This is a genomic window from Streptomyces sp. NPDC002994 (assembly GCF_040611155.1).
Taxonomy (GTDB): Bacteria; Actinomycetota; Actinomycetes; order Streptomycetales; family Streptomycetaceae; genus Streptomyces.
Genome location: NZ_JBEXNQ010000011.1, coordinates 233,563 through 251,737 on the forward strand (window position 1 = coordinate 233,563; position 18,175 = coordinate 251,737).

Annotated in this window: 13 protein-coding genes; 5 read left to right on the plus strand and 8 right to left on the minus strand. The window is 70.5% G+C overall.

What is annotated here, in order from left to right:
• Window positions 1–17: 17 nt before the first annotated feature.
• Window positions 18–1,934, minus strand: a complete 1,917-nt coding sequence (locus ABZX79_RS17475) for an MFS transporter (protein ID WP_355257632.1) — start codon at window positions 1,932–1,934, stop codon at window positions 18–20.
• 158 nt (window positions 1,935–2,092) lie between these two features.
• Entirely contained in the window at window positions 2,093–4,903 is a 2,811-nt protein-coding gene (locus ABZX79_RS17480; protein ID WP_355257635.1) for a D-alanyl-D-alanine carboxypeptidase, read from the minus strand.
• Between the two features lie 144 nt (window positions 4,904–5,047).
• On the opposite strand from ABZX79_RS17480, the gene ABZX79_RS17485 reads away from it, so the two are divergent.
• The 3 genes from ABZX79_RS17485 to ABZX79_RS17495 all read left to right on the plus strand — a co-directional run bounded on the left by ABZX79_RS17485 (window position 5,048) and on the right by ABZX79_RS17495 (window position 7,332).
• On the plus strand, window positions 5,048–5,794 hold the full coding sequence (locus tag ABZX79_RS17485; protein WP_355257638.1) for a GPP34 family phosphoprotein: 747 nt from the start codon (window positions 5,048–5,050) through the stop codon (window positions 5,792–5,794).
• A gap of 284 nt (window positions 5,795–6,078) precedes the next feature.
• Window positions 6,079–6,936 (plus strand): helix-turn-helix transcriptional regulator, encoded by an 858-nt coding sequence (locus ABZX79_RS17490; protein ID WP_355257641.1) that lies wholly within the window; start codon window positions 6,079–6,081, stop codon window positions 6,934–6,936.
• 186 nt (window positions 6,937–7,122) lie between these two features.
• Window positions 7,123–7,332 carry a DUF397 domain-containing protein gene (locus ABZX79_RS17495; RefSeq protein ID WP_069928331.1) on the plus strand — a complete coding sequence of 70 codons (210 nt, stop codon included), beginning with the start codon at window positions 7,123–7,125 and terminating at the stop codon, window positions 7,330–7,332.
• A 99-nt stretch (window positions 7,333–7,431) separates the two neighbouring features.
• On the opposite strand, the gene ABZX79_RS17500 is transcribed toward ABZX79_RS17495, so the two are convergent.
• Complete coding sequence (locus tag ABZX79_RS17500) at window positions 7,432–8,292, minus strand: hypothetical protein (RefSeq protein WP_355257646.1); 861 nt, start codon at window positions 8,290–8,292, stop codon at window positions 7,432–7,434.
• Between the two features lie 90 nt (window positions 8,293–8,382).
• Here ABZX79_RS17500 and ABZX79_RS17505 point away from each other — a divergent pair, with 90 nt between their 5' ends.
• Together ABZX79_RS17505 and ABZX79_RS17510 are read left to right on the plus strand one after the other, a co-directional pair.
• The gene (locus tag ABZX79_RS17505) at window positions 8,383–9,165 is read left to right on the plus strand and encodes an SDR family oxidoreductase (RefSeq protein WP_355257710.1); all 783 of its coding nucleotides are present in this window, start codon (window positions 8,383–8,385) and stop codon (window positions 9,163–9,165) included.
• Window positions 9,166–9,515: 350 nt separating this feature from the next.
• Complete coding sequence (locus ABZX79_RS17510; RefSeq protein WP_355257649.1) at window positions 9,516–11,081, plus strand: sodium:solute symporter family protein; 1,566 nt, start codon at window positions 9,516–9,518, stop codon at window positions 11,079–11,081.
• Between the two features lie 18 nt (window positions 11,082–11,099).
• Here ABZX79_RS17510 and ABZX79_RS17515 read toward each other — a convergent pair whose 3' ends face one another.
• The 5 genes from ABZX79_RS17515 to ABZX79_RS17535 form a co-directional block, all read right to left on the minus strand.
• Entirely contained in the window at window positions 11,100–12,215 is a 1,116-nt protein-coding gene (locus ABZX79_RS17515; protein WP_355257652.1) for an ADP-ribosylglycohydrolase family protein, read from the minus strand.
• 256 nt (window positions 12,216–12,471) lie between these two features.
• Window positions 12,472–13,899, minus strand: coding sequence for an SPFH domain-containing protein (locus ABZX79_RS17520; protein ID WP_355257655.1), 1,428 nt, complete (start codon window positions 13,897–13,899; stop codon window positions 12,472–12,474).
• A 116-nt stretch (window positions 13,900–14,015) separates the two neighbouring features.
• Window positions 14,016–14,525, minus strand: coding sequence for a hypothetical protein (locus ABZX79_RS17525; protein ID WP_355257658.1), 510 nt, complete (start codon window positions 14,523–14,525; stop codon window positions 14,016–14,018).
• A 131-nt stretch (window positions 14,526–14,656) separates the two neighbouring features.
• Window positions 14,657–17,293: a bifunctional FO biosynthesis protein CofGH gene (locus ABZX79_RS17530; RefSeq protein WP_355257661.1), complete on the minus strand. Its 2,637-nt coding sequence runs from the start codon at window positions 17,291–17,293 to the stop codon at window positions 14,657–14,659.
• Complete coding sequence (locus ABZX79_RS17535) at window positions 17,290–18,015, minus strand: HAD-IA family hydrolase (protein ID WP_355257713.1); 726 nt, start codon at window positions 18,013–18,015, stop codon at window positions 17,290–17,292. The genes ABZX79_RS17530 and ABZX79_RS17535 overlap by 4 nt, the downstream gene beginning before the upstream one ends.
• Window positions 18,016–18,175: the final 160 nt, after the last annotated feature.

Here is an 18,175-nt window from a genome sequence, read left to right on the forward strand (position 1 = left end):
GGAGACGCCCCGGGCGGTCAGCGCAGCTCTTCCGGGCAGGCCGTGCCCCGGGTCAGCCCGTACGGCGCGGCCAGCCGGTACACCCCGGGGGCGGGCGCGAGCAGTTGTGTCCACTCGTCTCCCGCCGCGTCCTCCTCCGCCTTCATCAGGCAGCCGTTCGGGTTGGTGAACGTCCGGTCCGTCGCGTCGCCCCGCAGCTTCGACTCCGGTGTCTCGCTCGGCGGTTCGACGCGCTCCCCCTCGGCGTCGACCAGGCCCAGCCACGGCGAGTACGGGATACGGATCAGCACCCGGCCCGCGCTCCGCACCCGGATCGTCAGCTCACCCGCGCCCGCGCGGTCCACCGTCGCGGGCGGGTCGGCCAGCGGCGTCGGGTCGTCGACGCGGAAGAGCTGCCAGTTGGCGTCGCTCCAGACCGGCTTGAGGTACGGCTGGCCCGCGCGTACGAGATCCGCTTCCTCGATCGCGCCGCCGGCCGAGTCCGGGGCGCCCTTGGGCAGCACGACGTAGTGCACGGCCCAGCGGTCCAGCCACTCCCGGTACGTGTCGCTGTGCAGCGTGTCGTCGTAGAAGAGCGGGTTGCGCTCCATGTCGGCCTGCCGGTTCCAGCCGCGCGCCAGATTGACGTACGGAGCGAGCGCCGACGCCTCCCGGTGGCTGCTGGCCGGGACCACCTCGACCCGGCCCTTCTCCGCGCCGACCTCCTGCAACTGGTTGACCAGCGGCGCCAGCTCACGCGCCCAGGACGCCGTCGGGGCGGTGCGTATGACGTCGTCGACGGTCTTGATGCCGACCCAGACGACGAAGCCGACGGAGGCCACCACGACGGCGTACCACTTGAGCGTCCGCGGCGCGACGAACGGCAGCGCCGCCAGCAGCACGACACCCGCGAACACCATCGCCAGCCGTGAGACGTTGCTGCCGATCTGAGAGTCGATCAGCCAGGTCAGCAGCACCCCGACGGAGTAGACGGCGGCTGCCGCGCGGACCGTCTTCCAGTCGCTCGGGACGAGCACGAGCACCAGGACGCCGAACAGGCACGGCAGCGAAGCCGTCGCCAGCGACATCGGCTGCGTACCGGAGAACGGGAACAGCCAGGAGGACAGGGCGACGACGACGACCGGCGCCACGCCCAGCGCGTACGCCCCGGGGCGGCGCTTGTTGAGGAACAGCGCGGCCGCGACGACGCCGAGGAACAGACCCGCGACCGGGCTGCTCGCCGTGGCGAGCCCGGCCAGCGGCGCGGCGACGGCCGCCTTCGCCCACCGGTTGGCGGCCCAGCGGCGCGGCCAGCAGAACACCGCGGCCACCGCGCCGAGCGCGAACATCATGCCGAGGCCGAAGGTGACGCGCCCGGAGAGGGCGTTGCAGAGGAAGGCGAAGACCCCGGCGAGCGAACACCACAGGGGATTGCGGACCGCCTTGACGCGGACCAGGATCAGCGCGGTCAGGGTGGCCGACACGGTGCCGACGATCATCATCGTCGTACGGACACCGAGGACGGACATCAGATACGGCGAGACGACGCTGTACGACACCGGGTGCATCCCGCCGTACCAGGCGAGGTTGTACGCCGAGTCGGGGTGGCGGCCGACGAACTCGGCCCAGGCGTCCTGCGCCGCGAGGTCGCCGCCGCTGTTCGCGAAACAGAAGAACCAGACGATGTGCAGCACCGCTGCGGCGGCCGTCGCGATCGTGACGGGGTGCCGGAGGAAGCGGCGCGGGCGGTCGTCGTCCGGGGCCACGGGGGGCGTCGGCGCGGACACGCGCACGCGCGCTGCCGGCTCGGGCCGTTCGGGCCACTGGGGATCGTCCGCCTCCGGACTCAGCCGTATACCGCCCTGTTGGCCACCCCGTGTGCCGCCCGGGTTACGCCCGCCCTCGTCCCGGTTACGGTCCCCGCCCTCGGCGCGCGTGGGCTCAGCGGTGGTCATTACGGCTCTCCCCGTTCTCCCCGGGTACCAACAACCCCCCGACATGCATAAGGACGCCGTCCCCGCGTCCCAAGTTGCCCGGACGCTAACACGCGGCGCCCGTGGTGCTGCCGCCGGTTCCCGCGTCCGGCGGCAGCACTCCGCTCATCGGCCCAACGTCAGCCGATGCGGGTCAGCTTGTCGCCGAATCCCGGCTCGACCAGGTCCTTCTGGAGCGCGACCGGCGCCTTGACCTGCCCCGGTCCAGAGCCGACGGTCACCTGACCGACCTCGTCGCCCGCCTTCGCTGCGTGCGGCAGCGGCTTGCCCGCGTCGGAGATCGCCAGCTCCACCTTCAGGCCCGGCCAGCCGACCGCCTTCAGGTCCTTCGTCGCCACGACCGGCGTCTGACCGCCGAGGCCGTCGTCGACGTAACCGACGACTTGGCCCTTCTTCACGACGGTCGCCGACGTGACGTCCCGCTGCGCGGCCTGGATCAGCTTGAGGCTCCGGGCGATCGCGAGCTGCAGCTTGGAGTCGGGCGTGGTGGCGTCCTGCTGGCCCATCACCGCGCCGACGATCCGGCGCTCCTTGCCGTCGATGACGGTGTCGGCGGTCCACAGCAGGTTGCCGCCGGCGGGGGTGGAGGAGCCGGTCTTGATGCCGCTCACGCCGGGCTGCAGCAGGATGTTGTTGTTGTTGTAGATCTTGCCGTCGATACCCGGGATCACCGCCTCGGGCATGTTGACGATCTCGCGGAACACGTCGTTCTCCATGACCGCCTTGGCCAGCTTGAGCTGGTCGGCCGCGGTGCTCACCGTGGAGGCGTCGAGACCGCTCGGGTCGGTGTACGTCGTGTTCTTCATGCCGAGGTCCTTGGCGGCGTCGTTCATCTTCGTGACGAACTCGTCCTGGGACTTGGCTCCCCAGCGGGCCAGCAGCCGCGCCGCGTTGTTGCCCGACGGGATCATCAGCAGCTGGAGCATCTGCCGCTCGGTGAACTGCTGCCCCTCCCTGATCGCGGCGGTCGACTCGTCGGAAGCCTTGGACTCCCGCTCTGCCTGTTCGTCGACCGTGATCTTCGGGCCCGTCTCGTCGCCCTTGAGCGGGTGCTCCTTGAGGATCACGTACGCCGTCATCGCCTTGGCGACACTCGCGATCGGCGAGGGCTTCTGCTCCCCGTGCGTACCGATGCTGCCGACACCCTGCACCTCGACGGCCGACTGGCCGCCCTCGGGCCACGGCATGTTGAGCGCGTCACCGTCGAAGGTGTACGTCGGCTTCGCCGTCAGCGCGAGGGTCGGCGACGGAAGCGGCCGCAGGAACTGTGCGACCGCAAAGACGACCACCAGCAGCAGCACCAGCGGCGTCCAGATCTTGACCCGCCGAACGGCGGTCCTGACCGGGGTCTCGGCTGGCGGCGGGGTGTTCGTCAGCTCGGCGAGCAGGTCGAGCGGCGGCCTGGGCGGCAGCGGCTGCTGCCGAGTGCGTTCCGCCTCCGGCATGGGGGCGGACACGGGAGTCGGCCCGGACTGCGCAGCGGGGGCAGGGCTCGGTCTCACGGCCGGCGGCCGCACGTCGTCCCGCTTCAGCGGAACGAACTTGCTGGTGCGCTCGGCGGCGGACTCGGTGGTCTCGGGCTTGCCGAGGGCCTTCAGCGCGGTGGTCGGCTGATCAACGGCCTGCCGCGGCCGCACAGCCTTGAACACAGCAGTGGCCTGGTCAACCCCCCGCCCGGCGCCGGAACCACCACCGGACGACTCTTCACCGCCGTCCCGCGTCCCACCGCCGGCACCGGAGTCTCGGCCGGCGTCGGCAGCCGCACGTCCCGCACCCGGCAGCCCAGGGTCGGCCGCGGGAGTGTCTTCACGACCGCCTTCGCGGAGAGCACGACCGGTCTCGCCCGAAGCATTCGCATTCGCATCCGCGTCGGCCGCCCGCGACTCACGCGTGCCGCCCTGCGCCTCGGCGGCAACAGCCCGCCCCGCCCGCGAGCCGCCCGCGCCAGGCTGCGACCCAGCTGCCCGGCCGGCGCCGGAGGCGCCACCGTCCACCTCAGCCGACCGTGCAGCAGCACCGTCCGACGACGACTCGCCGCCGGCCGTGTCCATGGCAGGCGCAGCCGCCCGGCCCGCACCCGACGCGTCCACGTCAGCCCGCGCCGAGGCCCCAGCCTCGCCCACCGACGGCACGTCACTGCCAGCAGCGCCCGAACCCGACGCCCCGGCACCAGACACCCGACGCACACCGGGAACGCCGCCATCCACCTCAGCCCGCGGCGCAGTCCCGGCAGCAGCAGCCGCCCCACCCGCACCCGACGCGTCCACGTCGGCCCGCGCCGAGGACCCGGCCTCGCCCACCGACGGCACGTCACCGTCAGCAGCAGCCGAACCGGACGCTCCGGCGCCGGCCGCCAGACCCGCGCCGGAGGCGTCAGCGTCCGCGACCTCGCCCTTGGGGGGCGCAGACGCCCGACCCGCACCCGACACGTCCGCGTCAGCCGGCAGCGTGGCCGCAGCCTTGCCCGCCAGCGGCTCGTCGCCGTCCGTAGCGGCCGAGCGCGACGCCTCGGCGGCCGCAGCCTCGCGGCCCGCGTCGGCCGCGTCAGCGGTGGGTGTGTCCGGGGTGGGCTCGTCGGCCGGCGTGTCCGATGTGGCGACCCACGCCGCCACCGCCGCCCGCAGGCGCGCATCGCGCTCGGGCGTCTCGGGGGTCTCAGGAGTCTCAGGGGTCTCCGAGGCCGGGGGAGACTGCTCCGGGGGCGGCATCTTGAAGACTGCCGTCGGCTGATCCACGCGGCCGCGGTCCTCCGGCTCCGGCCTCTCGGCCGACTCCCGGAAAACGGCGAGCCGCGGATCGCGTTCGCCCGGGGCCTTCTCCCCCGACGACTTCCGCTGCTCCGACTTGTCGGGGGACTCGCCCGCCACCGATGCCTCCTTCATACGCGCCCGCGCATACGTCCGCTGTCCGCGGTCCGATGTCCGAACCATGTACCAGTGTCCTGTCTGAGACCCCGGCCTCCTCGCTAGACGAGAACGACATACCTGCCGGTTCCCGTACGAAGCACCCAGGCGCTCTCGACAGATGAATGTGAGAGGGGTCACCCTGTCATTCATCCACGCGGGGAGGCATGGATGGGCAGGAGCCGCAGAACACTTCCGGAGGAGCTTCTACTGCTCGCTCTGGACCCGGCAACGGGTACCACAGCGCAGCCGCAGTCGCTCGACCTCGGCCTGGCCGGGGCACAGCTAGTAGAGCTGGCTCTGGCAGGACGGATAGCCCCAGACGGGGATCGTATCGCCGTGGTGATGGCACGGCCGACAGGAGATCCGACATTGGACTCCGCACTGGAACTGCTGCGCAGGCGCGGCAGCCCGGTACGGGCGGTCCACTGGATCGGCGGACCCCGACTGGGGCTCCGCCAGACGTATCTCTCGCATCTGGAACGATGCGGCATGGTGCATGCCGTGGCGGGACAGATGTGCGGAGTGCTGCCGACGACTCGCTACCAAGCGACGGAATCGGTGATTTGCCGGGAAATCAGGTCCCGGCTGGACAGTGCGATCCGCACCGGCGTACCGCCGGACCCGCGGACCGCGGCGCTCGCCGCGCTCGCTCACGCAGTGGGGCTCGGCAAGCACCTCTACCCCGGCAACGAGGGGCGCTCATCACGCTCCCGCCTCCGGGATCTGATCAGGCACGACCCCATGGGCGGACTCGTGGCGCACGCCGTGATGGACGTTCAGAACGGTGTGGCCGCACAGCCGCGCCGAGGACCCGCACCGGGTGGCCGACCGCAGTCGACCGTACCGATGCAATCGCAACCGCAACCGCAAGCACAGTCACGCCGCGACGGCATGGCGCGCCTCGCGGCGCACTGAGCCGGGCCGCAGCCCGAAGAGCAGTACCTGAGCAGCACCCGTAGGACCAACGCCGCACCGACGTCCCCAAGACCCGGTTCGGGAGCCGCACCGAAGCGCGCGGGGTAGTGGAACGGTCGTCCAGGCCACCCTGGACAGGACCGGACCGCCACCCCGCGCGCTTGCGTCGGCACCGTGTGTGGCCATTTCCCAGCGCGGACATGACCATTGGTGGCAGTCTGCTGAGCAGTAGAGCGTGCTGGCAGTACATAGGCACAACGCACTCAGCCGGAGGTGCAGTTCCCGTGGCGTCCAACGTCAACCCAACCGTCAGGCGACGCCGACTCGGCCAGGAGCTCCGCCGGCTCCGCGAGCTCAAGGGCATGACGGCCGAAGAGGTGGCGGAGCGCCTGCTCGTCTCGCAGTCGAAGATCAGCCGCCTCGAGAACGGCCGCCGCTCCATCAGCCAGCGCGACGTACGCGACCTGTGCGGTGTGTACGACGTCGAGGACCACCGCATCGTCGACTCGCTGATGCAGATGGCCAAGGACTCCCGCCAGCAGGGCTGGTGGCACGCCTTCGGCGACATCCCGTACAGCGTCTACATCGGCCTGGAGACCGACGCCGCCTCGCTGCGCGTGTACGACCCCCAGATCGTCCCCGGCCTCCTCCAGACCCCGCAGTACGCCGAGGCGCTCATCACCGGCGCGCTGCCCGAGACGGCGGCGACCGACGTGGAGAAACGGGTCAACGTCAGACTGCGCCGACAGGAACGCATCCTCACGGACGACCAGCCGCTGCGCCTGTGGGCCGTCATCGACGAGGCCGCGCTGCGCCGCGTCGTCGGCGACAAACAGCTCATGCGTGAGCAACTGGAGCACTTGGTGGAGCAGTCACAGCTGCCCCATGTGACGGTCCAGATACTCCCCTTCGACATGGGCGCGCATCCCGGCATCAGCGGCCATTACGCGATCCTGGAGTTCCCGGACGCGGCCGACTCCAGCGTGGTCTACATCGAGGGCGTCACGAGCGACCTCTACCTGGAGAAGGCCAACGACGTTCAGAAGTACAGCGTGATGTATGAGCATCTGCGCGCCCAGGCGCTGAATGTCGAAGCGTCGCGGCAGTTCATCGCGGACATCGCGAAGGAATACGCGCTCTGACAGCAGCGCTTCCGCCGAGGGAACCGGAACGGTACACCGTGGCCACCCCGCAGCGGAAGGCTAAATGGAATATGCCATCCGGTCGGGTGAACGCCCCCCTCACGCCGACACGTTCACGAGTAGCGTCGCTCCCGCCAGCACAAAACGTTGGCGTCTCCCTCCACGACCAGCAAAATCGGAGCGAACATGGCAATCCATCAGGGCGCTACGGACACCTGGACGAAGTCCTCGTACTCCGGAGGCAATGGCGCATGCGTAGAGGTCAAGTCCCCGGTCACACACGCCGTCGCGGTGCGGGACTCGAAGGCGCCCGAGGGCCCTTCGATCACCTTCGCTCCCGGTTCCTGGAGCGCATTCGTGGGCGGGGTCGGCCAGGGGACTTTCGACCTCGGCTGACGGGTCCGCACTGAGCAGCCCGAGTTACGGCAGATAGCCCTCTCGACCGGTCCGCCGTCCTGGCCGAGGGGGCTCTGGCGTACCCCGGCCCACATACGCTCAGCGCAGTTCGTCCACGTACCGGTCCGTGCCCGGCACCGTCGGGATGAACGGCGCCACCAGTTCCACCCGCCCCAGCCCCGAAGCGGCCACCTCCCCGTCCAGCCCGCCGAACCACTCCTCCCACGCCTCGCGCGGGTCGGCCTCCAGGAACCACAGCAGCGTCAGCCGGGTGTCGACCCCCTCGACCTGCTTCACGTAACTCATCCGGTCACCCGGCAGGGGCGTCGGCCGGAAGACGGTGACCATGGCGGCCGACGAGCCGGAGCCGGAGCCGGTCCCCGCCAGCCGCTCCGGCAGATGCGTGCCCCGCAGCCACTCCAGCAGCTCCGCCCGCCGCTCGGGGCTCTCGGCGTCGACGACCTCCAGCACCAGCCCCTTGTACGGATGGTCGAGCGCGTGGAAGTCGCGTGGCCCGGCGGACCCGTCGCGGTAGACGGTCGCCTCGTGGTCCTGGAAGGCCGTGAAGACGTGCGTACGGTCCTGATGGACGCGCCCGTCGCGGTTGAGCCGCTTGTTGATGCCGACGGTCCACTTCATGTGCTCGTCGTAGCGCCCCTCCGTCACCCAGTACGTGGAGAGGTAGCAGCCCGCGGTGACGGGCTGCGCGACGGCCGACTTCTCCGGGTAGCGCAGAAGCTGGAGGTCGCGGGTGGCGACCCAGCGGCGCCCGGCGAACATCCAGGGCATGGCCATCGCGCCGGCGATGTAGTGGTCGTCCTCGTACCAGCGGTTGTACGCGTACTCGTGGCCCAGGTGCGGCTCGACCATGGTGATCAGAGCGTGTCCGGGCCGCACCCCGTAGGGCCCCACGCCCGCCAGTTCCGCGTACACCTCACTGCGTGTGTCGTCATCATCCATGGCTTGCCCATCCCTTCCTTCCAACGCCGGGCGGACTTACTCTGACGCCTCGTCAGATGGATAGCCAGAGCAAGGGGGCACCGAATGCCGATGCTGCTTCAGGGGAAGACCGTCGTCGTGTCGGGCGTCGGTGCCGGGCTCGGGCACCGGATCGCCGCGGCCGCCGTACGGGACGGCGGCAATGCGGTCCTCGGTGCCCGCACCGGGGCGAACCTCGTCAAGTGCGCCGCCGAGATCGATCCGGACGGCCGGCACACGGCCCATCTCGCCACGGACATCACCCACGAAGAGCAGTGCGAGGCATTGGCCGCACTCGCCGTCGAGCGCTTCGGGCGCATCGACGCTGTCATCCATGTCGCCGCGTGGGACAGCTATTTCGGGGGCGTCGAGGGCGCGGACTTCGCGACCTGGCAGAGCGTCCTCGACGTCAACCTGCTGGGGACGCTGCGGATGACACGGGCCTGCCTGCCCGCACTGAAGGAGCGGGGCGGCTCGGTCGTCATCATCGGTACGCAGTCGGCGATCGCCGCACCGTCGCAGGTCGAGCAGGCTGCGTACGCGGCCTCCAAGGGGGCGCTCACCTCGGCGATGTACTCGATGGCGCGCGAACTCGGGCCGTACCGGATCAGGGTCAACACCGTGCTCCCCGGGTGGATGTGGGGGCCGCCGGTCCAGGCGTACGTCCAGTTCACGGCGCACAGCGAGGGCGTGCCGGAGCCGGAGGTGCTGGGCCGGCTGACGGAGCGTATGGCGCTGCCCGAACTGGCCACGGACGGCGACGTGGCGGAGGCCGTGACCTTCCTGGCCTCCGACCGGGCCCGCGCGATCACGGGCCAGTCGCTGCTGGTCAACGCGGGTGAGCTGATGCGGTAGTCGCTCGGTGGTCGCTGCCCTGCTTCCCCCCTCTTCCGACCGCACGGGACCCGCGTCCCGTGCGGTCGCTTTTGCGTGTACGGCGCCTGACGAAGCGTCCGCCCATCGTGTGGCTGCCGTCGCGTTCACGACAACGTCCCGGTGGGTCAAGAAAAGGCAAAGACGTTCTGCTTGATGACCTGCGTTCACATGCTTGACCATCGAAAGCCTTGACCAGCCCCCCGAACAAACGGTTCAATCCCCAAAGTCCCCGCTCCCGCACGGGGGCGCCGCCCCATTGGACGTACTGACGAAGCGCGATCCCGTTCACTGAGTTGAACGCAGCAACAAGGCGGACCCCTGGAGGGGGCATGAACAGTCTCGACTGGGCCGTGCTCATCGGCTACTTCGGAATCATGGTCGCGATCGGCGTCTGGTCCCACAAGCGCGTGGACAACGTCAGCGACTTCTTCACGGCCGGCGGAAAGATGCCCTGGTGGCTCTCCGGCATCTCCCACCACATGTCCGGCTACAGCGCGGTCATGTTCACCGGCTACGCGGGCATCGCGTACAAGTACGGCGTCACGTCGTTCGTGACGTGGTCCTTCCCCATCGCGATCGGCATCGCGATCGGGTCCAGCCTGTTCGCCCCGAGGCTCAACCGGCTCAGGTCGAGGCTGGGTGTCTCCTCGCCGCTCGAATACCTCAAGACCCGCTACAACCTGCCCACTCAGCAGGCCCTCGCCTGGTCCGGCGTCCTGCTCAAGATCGTGGACGTCGCCGCCAAGTGGGCGGCGATCGCCACGCTGCTGACCGTCTTCACCGGCATCTCGCTCAACCAGGGCATCCTGATCACCGGCGTCATCACCGGTATCTACTGCACGGTCGGCGGCCTGTGGGCCGACGCCCTGACCGAGCTGGGGCAGTTCATCATCCAGCTCTTCGCCGGTCTCGCGATGCTGGTCGCGGTGATGGGTGAGCTCGGCGGGTTCAGCTCGCTGTGGACGGTGTGGGACAAGCTCCCGGAGAACCACAGCGACCCGCTGACCGGCGACTTCACCATGATGTTCCTGCTGGCCTATCTCTTCATCAAGACGTTCGAGTACTCGGGCGGCATGTGGAACCAGGCGCAGCGCTACATGGCCACGGCGAACGCCCGCGAAGCCACCCGGTCGGCCCGGCTGTCGGCGGTCCTGTGGCTGGTGTGGCCGCTGGTTCTCTTCTTCCCGATGTGGTGCGCGCCGCTGCTGGTCGACGCGCAGAAGCCGGACGCCTCGGACTCGTACGCGCTGATGACCGAGCAGCTGCTGCCGCACGGTCTGCTGGGGCTCGTCATCGTCGGCTTCTTCTCCCACACGATGGCCATGTGTTCCTCGGACGCCAACGCTATCGCCGCCGTCTTCACGCGTGACATCGCGCCCGCCCTGTCGGTGAAGGCGCGCAGCTGGTCGCAGCGGGCGGGGCTGGTGGCCGCGCGGCTGTCGACCGTGGCGTTCCTGGCGCTGTCGATGGCGATCGCGACGCAGGTCAATTCGCCGGCGTTCAAGGACATCATCACGATCGTCATCAAGTGGGTCGCGGGCCTGATGGGACCGATCGCGATCCCGTTCATGCTCGGGCTGCTGCCCCGGTTCCGTAAGTCCGGGCCGACGGCCGCGCTGGTGTCGTGGGCGTGCGGGCTGTTCGCCTTCTGGGTGGTGAACTACGGGATGGACGGCGTCGCGACGCAGTACCAGGTGTCGGTGCCGCTGGCTGTCTCGCTGGTGCTGTTCATCGTCATCGGCTTCGTCAAGCCGGAGGACACCCCGGAGCGCGACGCGGTGCTGGCGCGCATCAACTCGGACGGGGACGAGCCGTCGGCGGGCGCGGCGGCTGTACCGGCCCCTGCCGGCGCCGGTGCGGGTGATGCCGCTGTGCCGGAGGGGGTGAAGGAGTAACGGGGAGGGGCGCAGGGGTCAGGCTCTCGGGTAGCGGGACAGCCAGCCGGGGGCGTTGATCGCGGGGCCGTGGAGAGCGGGGCCCTGGGTCATCTCCATCGCGAAGTCGTCGGCGAGTTCGAGGACGGTGGCCCGCCCCTCCAGCTCCGCGACCCACGCCGGCGGCAGCGCGGTCTCGCCGTGCAGGGCACCGAGCAGGCTGCCGCAGAGCGCGCCGGTGGCGTCGGAGGCTCCGCCGTGGTTGACGGCGAGGCGCAGGCCGTGACGGATGTCCTCGCCGACGAGGGCGCAGTAGACCGCGATGGCCAGCACGTCCTCGGCGGTGCGGCCGTCGCCGAGGGACTCGACGCGGGCCGGGGACGGCATGCCCTGGCGTACGGCGCCGAGGGAGTGCTTGAGGGCGTCGGTGACGGGCTGGTGTCCGGGGCGTGCGGCGAGCTGGGCGAGGGCGCGCTGAACGGAGGCGTCGACGGTCTCGCCGCGCGCCAGGCCGTGCACGACGACGGCGAACGCCCCGGCCGAGAGGTACGCCGTGGGGTGGCCGTGGGTCTGCGCGGCGCACTCGACGGCGAGCTGGAAGACGAGCTGCGGCTCCCAGCCCACGAGCAGCCCGAAGGGCGCGGAACGGGTGACGGCGCCGGAATCGCGGGCGGTGGGGTTCCTGGGCTGGTCGAGGGTGCCCATGGTCTCGTCGGCGAGCCCGGTCAGGCACTCGCGGGAGGGGTCGCGGCGGGCGTACAGCCACTCCTCGCGGGCGAGCCAGCCGTTGTCCTTGCGGCGCTCGTCGGGGCCCCAGTCGCGCTGGGTGAGGGCCCAGCGCAGATGCGCTCGGTGTACGTCGGTGGGCGGGTGCCAGGCGCCTGTGTCGCGGCGTACCTGGGCCCGTATGAGGCCGTCGACGGTGAAGAGGGTCAGCTGGGTGCCGGCGGTGACGGCGCCGCGTCTGCCGTACGCGGGGACGAGGTCGGTGACGGCGTCGATGCCGTGGGCCGCGCGTATCTCGTCGAGGCTCAGGGCGGCCACGCCGGCGCCGAGCGCGTCGCCGACCGCTCCGCCGAGCAGGCAGCCGCGGACCCGGCTGCGGAAGTCCTGCTGCTCGGCACGGCCCCATACGGATGTGACTGGTGCGCTCACCGCGTTCTGCCCTTCGGGTGTGTGTGCCGGCGTACGACGTCTGAACGAGGTCGGGAGGACGTCTGGCGCAGCACTGTAATCGAAGGGGAACGGGGTGTTCAGGGGACGGGTGTGCGACGGGTTCCGGCGGAGCTTTTCCCGAACTGGGGCTCCGCCCCGGACCCCGCTCCTCAAACGCCGGAGGGGCTGAAATTGCCCAGGGGGCAAAATCCAGCCCGTCCGGCGTTTGAGGACACGCCCGGAGGGCGTCCGGGGGTCAGTCCGTGATCGGGATCTGGCCGTTGCCGTCGGCCGGGGCGGGGGCGGCCGGCTTCGTGCCCCGCTGAGTGATGCCCTTCAGCAGCTCCGCCACATCGACCCCGGTCGTGGAGGTGAGCAGCTCCATGCCCTGGGCGACGTTGTCGGTGACCGTACGGGCCAGCTGGCTCGCGCCGTCCGTCGAGATCACGGTCAGCTTGTCGATGGCGCTCAGCGGCTCCGCCGCCTTCGCGACGACCTGCGGCAGCACCTCGACCAGCATCTGGAGAACGGCCGCGTCGCCGTACTGCGCGAACGCGTCGGCCTTCTTGCGCATCGCCTCGGCCTCGGCCGAACCCTTCGCGGCGATGGCGGCGGCCTCCGACTCACCCTCGATCCGTACCGCCTCGGCAAGCGCCGCGCGGTGCAGCTTCTCGCCCTCACCGGTGAGGCGGGAACGCTCGGCGTCCGCCTCGGCCTCCTTGACCTGCGCGATACGACGGGCCTCCGCCTCCTGCTCCGCCTGGTAACGCGCGGCGTCGGCGGGCTTACGGACCTTCGTGTCGAGCTCGCGGTCGGTCAGCGCCGCCTGGCGTTCGGCGACCTTCTCCTGCTCGGCCAGGACTTCCTGCTGGCGAGCGGCGTCGGCGAGCGGGCCGGCGGCGTTGGCCTTGGCAGCCGCGGCCTCGGTCTCGACACGGATCTCGGCCTGCTTGAGGTAGAAGGTCCGCTCGGCGATGGCGATCTCCTCGGCCGCCTTCAGCCGGGCCTGCTCCGAGGCCCGCTTGGCGATGGCCTCGGCGATGTCCGCCTCCTGGCGGGCACGGGCGGCCTCGGGACGGCCCAGGTCCTCCAGGTAGGAGCCCTCGGTGGTGATGTCCTGGATCTGGAACGCGTCGAGGATCAGGCCCTGCCCGGACAGGCTCGCCTCGGCCTCCTCGGCGACCTGCCCGGCGAAGGCGGCACGATCACGGATGATGTCCTCGACCGACATGCGGCCGACGATCGCGCGCAGCGCGCCGGACAGCACCTCCTGCGTGAACCCGACGATGCCGTCCTGCTGCTGGAGAAACCGCTGGGCCGCGGCCCTGATCGCGTCCTCGCTGCCGCCGACCTTGACGATCGCGACGCCTTCGAGGTTGGCCTTCACACCGCGCAGGGTGACGGCGCCGCGGACGGCGATCGGGATGTGCCGGCTGGAGAGGTCGAGGGTGAACTTCTGCTGTACGAACGGCACAACGAAGACGCCGCCGCCGACGACGACCTTCTGGCCGCTGTTGTCGGTGGAGGTGTGCCCGGTGACCGGGTCGGTGGACGTCTTTCCGCGGCGGCCGGTGATGATGAAGGCCTCGCTGGGGCCGGCGACCTTGTAGCGCGTGATGACGACAAGGGCCAGCAGGACGAGGAGTACGACGACTCCGACGACCGCGACGATGACTGGACTCATGATGAATTCCCCCCTGCCTTCCCAGGGGACGGCAGCAGTTGGAACGGTACGTACTCAGGACTGTTGGACGCGGGTGGGACGGGAGTGGACGAGGTGTGACCGGATGGGCCCGGTATTCAGCGTTCGACGGGGCGCACCGCGACCGAGGTGCTCGACAGTGACGCCTCGACCCAGATCTCGGCGCCCCGCGCGACCGGCACCGTGCTCTTGGCCGCGAGTTTGACCGGCTGGCCGCCGAGCCGCAGCAGCACCTCGCCGTACCCGTCGGCGGGTATCGCGGTCACGACGGACCCGGCGGTGCCGACGAGGTCGGTGCCGCGCGGGGTGGCGTCGGTCTGGTCACGCATCAGCGCACGGCTGAACTTCCACGCGATCCAGCCCGTGGCGACCCCCGCCGCGACCCCGACTCCCGTGGCCGCACCGGCTCCGAGACCCGTGGCGCCGAGCATGATCGCGCCGCCGAAGCCGAACATCGAGAGGAACCCGGCAATGACGGGCAGCGACAGCAGACCGTCGAACAGGCCGTCGAGGACTCCCCCGAAAAGCCCTTCCAGAATCCCGTCGAAGATCAGCGAGAGCGCCAGCAGCACGATCCCAGCAATGCCGAGACCGAGAAAAACAGTCATCCGCCACCCACCCCCGTGTGCGCCGATCTATTTGATCTGTAGAACAACTTGAATAAGTCGGATCGTCTCATGCAGGACTGACAGAAGACATTGCCGGGTTCCGGCAATCTTTACGCGCCCTTAATGCCGCGTCACTCCAGCACCGGCAGCAACGCCGGAAGATGCCCGTCCGACGCCTCTGCCGCCCGCTGCCGCTCGACCGGTACGTCGCCGTACAGCGTCGTCCGCGGCTTCGAGGGCCGCCCGGCGGCCTCCGCGATCGCGACAAGATCCTGGACGGAGCGGTACGAGCCGTAACTCGAGCCCGCCATCCGCGAGATCGTCTCCTCCATCAGGGTCCCGCCGAGGTCGTTCGCGCCGGAGCGCAGCATCTCGGCCGCCCCCTCCGCGCCCAGCTTCACCCAGCTGGTCTGGATGTTGGTGATGTGCGGGTGAAGGAGGAGCCGGGCCATGGCGGTGACGGCCCGGTTGTCGCGGTCCGTCGGCCCCGGGCGGGCGATGCCGGCCAGATAGACGGGCGCGTTCGTGTGAATGAACGGCAGCGTCACGAACTCCGTGAAGCCGCCGGTCTCCTGCTGAGTACGGGCGAGAGTGCGCAGGTGGCCGAGCCAGTGGCGCGGCTGGTCGACATGCCCGTACATCATGGTCGAGGACGACCTGATGCCGAGCTCGTGCGCGGTCTTCACGACCTCGATCCACGTCGCGGTCGGCAGCTTGCCCTTGGTGAGGATCCAGCGCACTTCGTCGTCGAGGATCTCGGCGGCCGTGCCGGGGATGGAGTCAAGACCGGCCTCCTTGGCCGCCGCCAGCCACTCCCTGATCGACATGCCGGTGCGGGTGGCGCCGTTGACGACCTCCATGGGCGAGAAGGCGTGTACGTGCATGCCGGGGACGCGTTCCTTCACGGCGCGCGCGATGTCGAAGTACGCCGTGCCGGGGAGATCGGGGTGGATGCCGCCCTGCATGCACACCTCAACCGCGCCGACCTCCCACGCCTGCTCGGCCCGGTCGGCGACCTGCGAGAGGGACAAGGTATAGGCGTCGGCGTCCGTGCGCCGCTGCGCGAAGGCGCAGAAACGGCAGCCGGTGTAGCAGACGTTGGTGAAGTTGATGTTGCGCGTGACGATGTACGTGACGTCGTCGCCGACCACATCCCGGCGCAGCTCGTCGGCGATGCGGCAGAGGGCGTCGAGGGCCGGACCGTCGGCGTGGAGCAGTGCGAGCGCCTCGTCGTCCGTGAGCTTCGTGGGATCGTCGGCGGCCTGCTTGAGCGCCTGCCGTACGTCGGTGTCGATGCGCTGGGGCACCATGCCGGGGGCGGCGGCCTCGCGCAGCGCGTCCCAGTCGCCGTACACGTTGTCGAAGTCGTCGCGGCGGTCGGTGGTGCGGCCGGTGGTGTCGATGGTGAGGTGCAGGTCGGTGCGGCCGGTGCCGATCGCTGACGCGGCGGCGTTGAAACCCTCGTCGGGCTCCTGCCACGCCAGGCCCGTCGGCCGTACACCCTCGCGCGCCAGCCCGGTCTCCGCGTCGGCGAGCGCGCGTACGTGCGGGACGAGCCGGGGGTCCAGCCAGGGCTCGCCGCGCTGGATGAACTCCGGGTAGATGGTGAGCCGTTCGCGCAGCTCGAAGCCGGCCTCGGCGGTCTTGGCGGCGAGCTCGTCGATGTGCGGCCAGGGGCGCTCGGGGTTGACGTGGTCGGGAGTGAGCGGCGAGACGCCGCCCCAGTCATCGATGCCGGCGCCGATGAGAAGCGCGTACTCGGAGTCGACAAGATTGGGCGGGGCCTGGATGCGGGCGCTCGGCCCGAGGATGTGGCGGGCCACGGCGATGGCCGCGGCCAGCTCCTCCAGCTCGGCGTCGGGCATGCCGCGCATGGCGGTGTCCGGCTTGGCGCGGAAGTTCTGGACGATGACTTCCTGGATGCCGTGGTAGGCGCGGGCGGTCTTGCGGAGCTCGAAGAGCGAGTCGGCGCGCTCCTCGTACGTCTCGCCGATACCGATCAGGAGTCCGGTGGTGAAGGGGACGTTGGAACGGCCGGCGTCCTCCAGCACCCTCAGCCGTACGGCGGGCTCCTTGTCCGGGGAGCCGTAGTGCGGCCCTCCGGGCTCGGCCCACAGGCGGGTCGCGGTCGTCTCCAGCATCATCCCCATGCTGGGGGCGACGGGCTTGAGCCGCTGGAGGTCGGTCCAGGACATGACGCCGGGGTTGAGATGAGGCAGCAGCCCGGTCTCTTCCAAGACCCGAATGGCCATGGCGCGGACGTACGCGAGGGTGTCGTCGTACCCTTCCGCCTCCAGCCACTCACGTGCTTCGGGCCACCGCTCCTCGGGCCGGTCGCCGAGCGTGAACAGTGCTTCCTTGCAGCCCATTTCGGCTCCGCGCCGGGCGATGTCGAGGACCTCGTCGGGGGAGAGGAACATGCCGTGGCCGTCGCGGCGGAGCTTCCCGGGAACGGTCACGAAGGTGCAGTAGTGGCACTTGTCGCGGCACAGGCGGGTCAGTGGGATGAACACCTTGCGCGAGTACGTGATGACGCCGGGCCGCCCGACGGCCTCCAGCCCGGCGTCGCGCACGCGGGCGGCGGAGGCGGCAAGGTCCAGGAGGTCGTCACCGCGCGCCTGGAGCAGTACGGCGGCCTCACCGGTGTCGAGCGCGACCCCGTCACGGGCACGCTTGAGGGCGCGGCGCATGGCGTTGGCGGTGGGGGCGCTGGTGTTGCCGGGGGCGTTCCCGTTCCCCTGTGGTGCGCTCGCGTCGCGTGTCGTCATGCGTCCGAGCATACGAGCGACGCACATCGGCATGGCCCGCTTTGCCGGGCGCCTGCCAGGTAGGCGGTGATGTCGGGAGCCGCTTCCCGAAGGCTGGTGAAGTGGCGGTGGACGCCGTCGACGGCGGCGGCCGTGTTCACCCCCCACACCGTCATACCGGCGCGGAGCCCGGCCTGTACGCCGGAGGGCGCGTCCTCGATGACGAGGCAGTTCTCCGGCCGCGCACCCAGGCGTGCGGCGGCCAGCAGGTAGGGGACGGGGGACGGCTTGCCTTCCGTCACCCCGGCAGCGTCGACGACCAGGTCGGGAACGGGCAGCCCGGTACGCGCGAACCGCCCACGCACGCGGTGCTCGTAGTTGGAGGTCACCAGCGCCCAGGCGCCGGACGGCAGCGCGCGCAAGAGCTCGGCCGCACCGTCGAAGGCCGTGTACTCCCCGGACCGTACGTCCTCGTCCTCCAGCGCGTGCAGCGCGGCCAGGCACTCCTGCGGGTCCTCGGCGGGGGCGACAATGCCGAAGGTCTCCAACGGCCGCGTCCGCAGCGCGACGCGATACACCTCGCCGGGGTCCACCCCGTACCGCACGGCCCAGTCAGCCCAGACCCGACGCTGGTTGTCGAGAGCGTCGATCAGGGTGCCGTCGACATCAAAGAGAACGAACCGCTGGGCGCACGGTGGGGGCGGGGGCGGAGTCGAGGTCGGAGTCGAGGCCGGAGTCGAGATCACGTCCTCGATGATGCCAGCGGTAGCTGGGCGGGGGCGTTGGCGGCCCCGGGGCATTGATTGCCTCTGCGATGGGGGCCGCCACACGTAAGTGTGGCGCCGGAGCCCCGCCCCTCAAGGGCGCTCCTACGTCGCGTCGCCTACGGCGATTGCGCTGCGC

What these genes read in the sequence shown, in the direction of transcription:
- ABZX79_RS17485 (WP_355257638.1), top strand. Translation starts at nt 5,048, where the DNA reads ATGGGCAGGAGCCGCAGAACACTTCCGGAGGAGCTTCTACTGCTCGCT.
- ABZX79_RS17500 (WP_355257646.1), bottom strand. Translation starts at nt 8,292, where the DNA reads ATGGATGATGACGACACACGCAGTGAGGTGTACGCGGAACTGGCGGGC.
- ABZX79_RS17510 (WP_355257649.1), top strand. Translation starts at nt 9,516, where the DNA reads ATGAACAGTCTCGACTGGGCCGTGCTCATCGGCTACTTCGGAATCATG.
- ABZX79_RS17505 (WP_355257710.1), top strand. Translation starts at nt 8,383, where the DNA reads ATGCTGCTTCAGGGGAAGACCGTCGTCGTGTCGGGCGTCGGTGCCGGG.
- ABZX79_RS17520 (WP_355257655.1), bottom strand. Translation starts at nt 13,899, where the DNA reads ATGAGTCCAGTCATCGTCGCGGTCGTCGGAGTCGTCGTACTCCTCGTC.
- ABZX79_RS17495 (WP_069928331.1), top strand. Translation starts at nt 7,123, where the DNA reads ATGGCAATCCATCAGGGCGCTACGGACACCTGGACGAAGTCCTCGTAC.
- ABZX79_RS17480 (WP_355257635.1), bottom strand. Translation starts at nt 4,903, where the DNA reads ATGGTTCGGACATCGGACCGCGGACAGCGGACGTATGCGCGGGCGCGT.
- ABZX79_RS17530 (WP_355257661.1), bottom strand. Translation starts at nt 17,293, where the DNA reads ATGACGACACGCGACGCGAGCGCACCACAGGGGAACGGGAACGCCCCC.
- ABZX79_RS17475 (WP_355257632.1), bottom strand. Translation starts at nt 1,934, where the DNA reads ATGACCACCGCTGAGCCCACGCGCGCCGAGGGCGGGGACCGTAACCGG.
- ABZX79_RS17525 (WP_355257658.1), bottom strand. Translation starts at nt 14,525, where the DNA reads ATGACTGTTTTTCTCGGTCTCGGCATTGCTGGGATCGTGCTGCTGGCG.